This window comes from Priestia sp. P5_B4, from assembly GCF_056400385.1.
Genome location: NZ_JBFULJ010000231.1, coordinates 1 through 5,242, shown reverse-complemented (window position 1 = coordinate 5,242; position 5,242 = coordinate 1). Strand labels below are relative to the sequence as shown.

The following is a 5,242-nucleotide window of genomic DNA, read 5'->3' as shown; positions in this document are numbered from 1 at the left end:
AGGTTGCTTTTTAGGATTCACACTCGTTGAAGAATGAATGCCATAACCATTAAATTATATCATAATTTTCCAATTTATTTATATTTTTCCGAAAAAAGCATATGTATAAAAGGAGCTCTTTTTATACATTCTCGTTTCTTTCAACTACCCAAAGAACGTAGTCATATCAACGATGTATAAAAAGCTGCATACTCCGGAAAAAGAACCCTCGGCGGAACCGTTCTGCGACAAGGGTTCTTTTTTGATGTGTCTTCCGGAAAGAGACATTATGTTAACTAAAAATGTATACTTAAACGAATATAATTTTGGAAGTATCTTAAAAACAAATTGATACACGTTTAAAAGGTAAAAACACTAACAAATGTGCACTATTTGTTAGTGTTTCTTTTGTAAGGATATTAAGCATCTACCTTAGCTACTCTTTCGAAACCAGTCTTTACTGCTTGTATAATTTCATTCACAGCGTAAATAGATACATTGACATTTGGATTTAACTGTTCGAACCAGTGATAGGCCCCAGGATATAAATGAAATTCAACATCAACACCGGCTTGCGCAAGTTTAGTTACATAGGTTAATGTTTCACTGCGGAATGGATCTAATTGACCGACACAAGTATATGTGTATGGCAAATTACGATAATCATCTGCTCGAGCAGGGACTGCATATGGAGGAATATTATCTGTTCCATATATTTCTCCTAAATACATTTTCCAGCCAGCTTCATTTGTCTTTTGATTCCAAACCAATCCTTCTTTAATTTCATTCGTAGAAGGTGTATTATTTCGGTCATCAATCATTGGATATAGTGGCATTTGGAAACAAATAGAAGGGTATTGTCGATCGCGGGCTAATAATGTCAATGCTGCTGTTAGTCCACCGCCAGCGCTCGCTCCTGCAACGCCAATTCGATTCGAATCAATGTTTAAGGGCTCTGCATTATCAGCAATCCATTTTAATGCTGAATAACAATCCTCAATTGATGCTGGATAAGGATGTTCAGGAGCTAAACGGTAGTCTACAGAAACGACCACACAGTTGGCCTCTTTTACAAATCTCATACAAGTATTATCATCATCATCTATAGATCCTAAGATATAACCGCCACCATGTATCCATAACAGGACAGGTAAGGGTTCATTAATTGATTTTGGACGATAAATTCTCAATGGTAATGGATTAGCATCAGGTCCTACAATGACTTCATCTTTTAATGAAAGGAATTCATCAACAACGGTAGGTGGTCTCATTTGTAATATTTCTTCTCTGCTTGCTTGCAAGTTCTCCGGGCGTAAATCGAGGTCTGGAAACACTTTTAATCCTGGTAATAACTCTGAATTTACTCGGTTCTTCATTTTAACATCCCCTATTTATAATCGTTTTCAAATAAGTGAAGTGTATTCTAAGTAGTTTAATTTTCATAAAATCACCACAATTAAATTGTAAAGTGGATATGTTACAATCGTCTTTTAATTTCAGTTACTCGAAATGATTGATTTGAACCGTCTGCTGCTTTTGTTTTAATCAATTTGAGCAACCCCAAACTATATAATTTAAGGGAGTTTATACTTATCTCCAATTGAGTACTGTACACAAATACCCTTTATAATTTACGGTTACTTACCACAAAGCTAGTGGCTCACTAACTCTTGGTTCTGGATAGACAGAATCTATTTTTACTAGATCCTCTTCTGTGAGCTGGATGTTTGCAGATTTCACATTATTTATAACGTGTTTAATATTACTAGATTGTGGAATAGCGATGGTTTGTCCATTACGAATACACCATGCCAATAAAATTTGAAAAACATCTGTGCTATACTTCTGCGAAATATCCAGTAATACTTTTTGTTTTGTTAAATCAGAACCTAAGCGATCTCCTCTTGCTACAGGAGCATATGCCATTAATGGCATGTTATGTTCTTTCATCATAGGAACTAAATCGAAATCAATTCCTCGATCTCCTAAGTTATAACGTACTTGATTCGTGACACAGTGATGACCGTTGGGCTGTTTTAATAATTTCGTCATATTAGTTACATCAAAATTTGAAACTCCCCAGGATTTGATTTTACCTTGCATTTTAGCTTTTTCCATTGCTTCTATTGTTTCTTCAATTGGAATACCACCTTGCCAATGAAGTAGATAAAGATCTAAATAGTCTGTTTTCAACCGTTTTAAGGAGTTATCTAAACTTATGGGTAATTGTTTTTTCGAAGCGTTATTAGGAAGAACTTTTGAGACTAGGTATAGTTTTTCTCGTTCAAAAGGTTTAATGGCATGACCTACTAAACTTTCAGAATTCCCGTCACCGTACATTTCTGCTGTATCAATGACTTGTATACCCGCGTCTAATCCCGTTTTCAAAGCATTTAATTCCTGCGTATACTTTTCCCTGTTATCTCCCATATTCCAAGTACCTAAACCGATTGGAAAAACTTCTCTCTCAGCTATTTTCACTTTTCTCACTTCTATCAACTCCTTCATATTTCAATTGTTATAGGATAAATACTTGATTTCCTTAATAGAAAAGTATTTTAAAGGGTTCTTAGTGCCTCTACAATTGGTGTTTCTCCATTGATCATATCAAAGGCTTTACCAATTGTTTGGTCATTCTCAAGAGAGGCAATTATGACTGAAGCAACATCTTCACGGGAAATTTGCTTATGTTCAAGGTCATCCGCCACTTTTACCTTTCCAGTCTCAGAATCATTGGTCAGATCTCCTGGACGGATAATCGTGTAATCAAGACCACTTCTCTCTAACCAAACATCTGCATAATACTTTGCTGCACTATAGACCGGTGAACTGTCCATCCATTCCAAATGATTGTTAGCATGCCATCTGTGAACACCAATTCCACTAACCATAATGAAACGTTTTACTCCAGCTTGTTTGGCTGCTTCCATTGACTTAATAGCCCCGTCTAAATCAATCAACATTGTTTTATCAGCACCTGTATGACCGCCGGAACCAGCTGTAAATACAACTGCGTCCGCATCTTTCGCTACATTGACAATATCATCAATGCTTCCTTCCAGATCAACGAGTACTGTTTTGACTCCGTGTACCTCGAATTTTTCCAATTGCTCTTCCTTGCGAATCATGGCAATGGGGTTATGCTGACTTGATTCTTGTAGCTTTCTCACAAGACGTTGGCCAATTTGTCCATTTGCTCCTATAATAAGTACGTTCATGATTTTAACCTCCTGTAAATAGTGGATATCTGACCCGATTGGATCAGATATATCCATGATTGATAAGAAATACTACTTTATTTCATGGTAACGCCGCCATCCACAGCAATAGACTGTCCAACAATATAACTTGCTGCTGGACTACAGAGCCAAATGACCGCCTCGGCAATTTCAGCACTCTGACCTAGACGACCAATTGGAGCGTTTTCTAGACCCTTTTCTCTTGAAAAATCCCCTAGATCAACCATTTGTTCAACCATAGGTGTCTCAATCGTACCAGGACAGACCGCGTTAATTCGTATTCCTCTTGGCGCGTACTCAATAGCAGCACTCTTGGTTATCCCAAGGACACCATGCTTTGTTGCACTGTATATTGCACGACCAGCAGCTCCTCCTAGTCCAGCAATTGAAGAACAATTTACAATTGTCCCGTTACCCTGTTTTTGCATTTGCTGCAATTCATACTTCATGCATAGCCATACTCCTCGAAGATTAGTATTCATGATGTGGTCGTATTCCTCTATAGTAAAATCAGCAGTGTCTATTTCTGTGTTGTTGATGACGCCGGAATTGTTATATGCAGCGTCCAATCTTCCAAAAGCTTCCACCGTCTTCTCCACCATGGATTTAACCTGATCTTCCTTGCTCACGTCACATTGGATGGCTATTGCTTTAAAACCTTCCTGCACCAATTTTTCCGCTTCTTCTTTTATGGTTTTCTCGTTGATATCCACCAACACCACAGAAGCACCAGCCTGTGCAAATGCTTTTGCGCTTGCCAAACCTATGCCTTTTCCTGCGCCAGTAACTAAAGCAACTTGCCCGTCAAAAAGATTACTCATAACTTTTCCTCCTAAACCTTTTCGATTTAATTTAAAATCCATACGTAGTTACGTTTGGAATGAACTACACGATTTAAATTTCAGTTCTTTTTCTTCCTTCATCCAAAGATACATCAAAATTGATGAGAGGGATCAATTTCTTAATCAGCCACTTTCCATCAACTTTGATATATTCATCAATATATGAACCTGCCAGAATAGAATCCTTGCTGTTTTTCCGAAATACTCCGAACGTATACCATTGTCCTGTTGCCTTATCTCCATCCACTGTAATAATCGGATTTGTCATATGATGACGTGATAAGTCTATTGATTTAGAGAAATCAGCAAACGCCTCGCGGATCTGGTCGTGTCCACTAAATTTTCCGAATTGTTCGCCACCATCCCAAATAGCATTTTCTGTAAAAACCGAGCAGATTCTATTTGGATTATGATTATCGTCACAAATCTCGGCGTAAGTGTATTTAAGCTGTTTAATTGCTTCAATGTCTACAAGTTTTTGAATTTCTTTTTCCATTTCATGTTGTTGCATAATAGCCTCCCAGTCCAATGCCAGATGAAGACATGCCGATATGTTTGCTGCTAAGAGGATCTCGTGCAAGATACGGTGACAGTGATAAAAAACATCCCCGCGCCATTCACCAAGCCAGTTGTTTTTTACTAAAACATCTTTTGGTTCGTCCTCGGAAGTCACAATGTTTTTATATAACAATGGATATAACGGATGGTTAGGGATAGAGCCGTTATCCTCATATTTAAATGCTATCGTGATGTCATCTGCCTATTTAATTAATTTTTTTCTTTCTTAATTCTTATTTTTATTTGAACTACTATCTTCGCGGGCAAGAAATTTCCCTTCATAAGGGAGCATTAGTTCTTCATTGTTGTTAATCTTTCTATTTAATAATTCATAATTCTTGTTTGAAATATCAACCTTTTCAGAAAAATAACTTCACTTAACCTCCTTTCATTTATATTTTTCAAGAGAATGCGCTTGTATCGGGTAGAAATGAATCACGGAGTTTACAATTTCCTTTCGTTCATTTTTATCCTGACTTTTTCTCTTGCAAAACCATGTTACAGGTTATAGTTAACTCTAAGTCAAGTGATTATTTTATATTTTTTTGGAGGTTCGTACCGATACTGATTTCATATCCTTTTGTTGCTTTAAAAGAAAGTTTGATCAAATTAATACTACTAACC

The 5,242-nt window shown here is 36.9% G+C and carries 5 protein-coding genes; all 5 read right to left on the bottom strand.

The window, feature by feature from the left end; genetic code table 11:
- Positions 1 to 398: 398 nt before the first annotated feature.
- The gene (locus AC1DRF_RS16170) at positions 399 to 1,355 is read right to left on the bottom strand and encodes an alpha/beta hydrolase (protein ID WP_477741142.1); all 957 of its coding nucleotides are present in this window, start codon (positions 1,353 to 1,355) and stop codon (positions 399 to 401) included.
- Positions 1,356 to 1,620: 265 nt separating this feature from the next.
- A complete protein-coding gene (locus tag AC1DRF_RS16165; protein WP_477741141.1) occupies positions 1,621 to 2,469 on the bottom strand; it encodes an aldo/keto reductase in 849 nt (282 codons plus the stop codon).
- Between the two features lie 68 nt (positions 2,470 to 2,537).
- Complete coding sequence (locus tag AC1DRF_RS16160; protein ID WP_477741140.1) at positions 2,538 to 3,197, bottom strand: SDR family oxidoreductase; 660 nt, start codon at positions 3,195 to 3,197, stop codon at positions 2,538 to 2,540.
- 77 nt (positions 3,198 to 3,274) lie between these two features.
- On the bottom strand, positions 3,275 to 4,039 hold the full coding sequence (locus tag AC1DRF_RS16155; protein ID WP_477741139.1) for an SDR family NAD(P)-dependent oxidoreductase: 765 nt from the start codon (positions 4,037 to 4,039) through the stop codon (positions 3,275 to 3,277).
- 73 nt (positions 4,040 to 4,112) lie between these two features.
- Complete coding sequence (locus AC1DRF_RS16150; protein WP_477741138.1) at positions 4,113 to 4,571, bottom strand: nuclear transport factor 2 family protein; 459 nt, start codon at positions 4,569 to 4,571, stop codon at positions 4,113 to 4,115.
- Between the last annotated feature and the right edge of the window lie 671 nt (positions 4,572 to 5,242).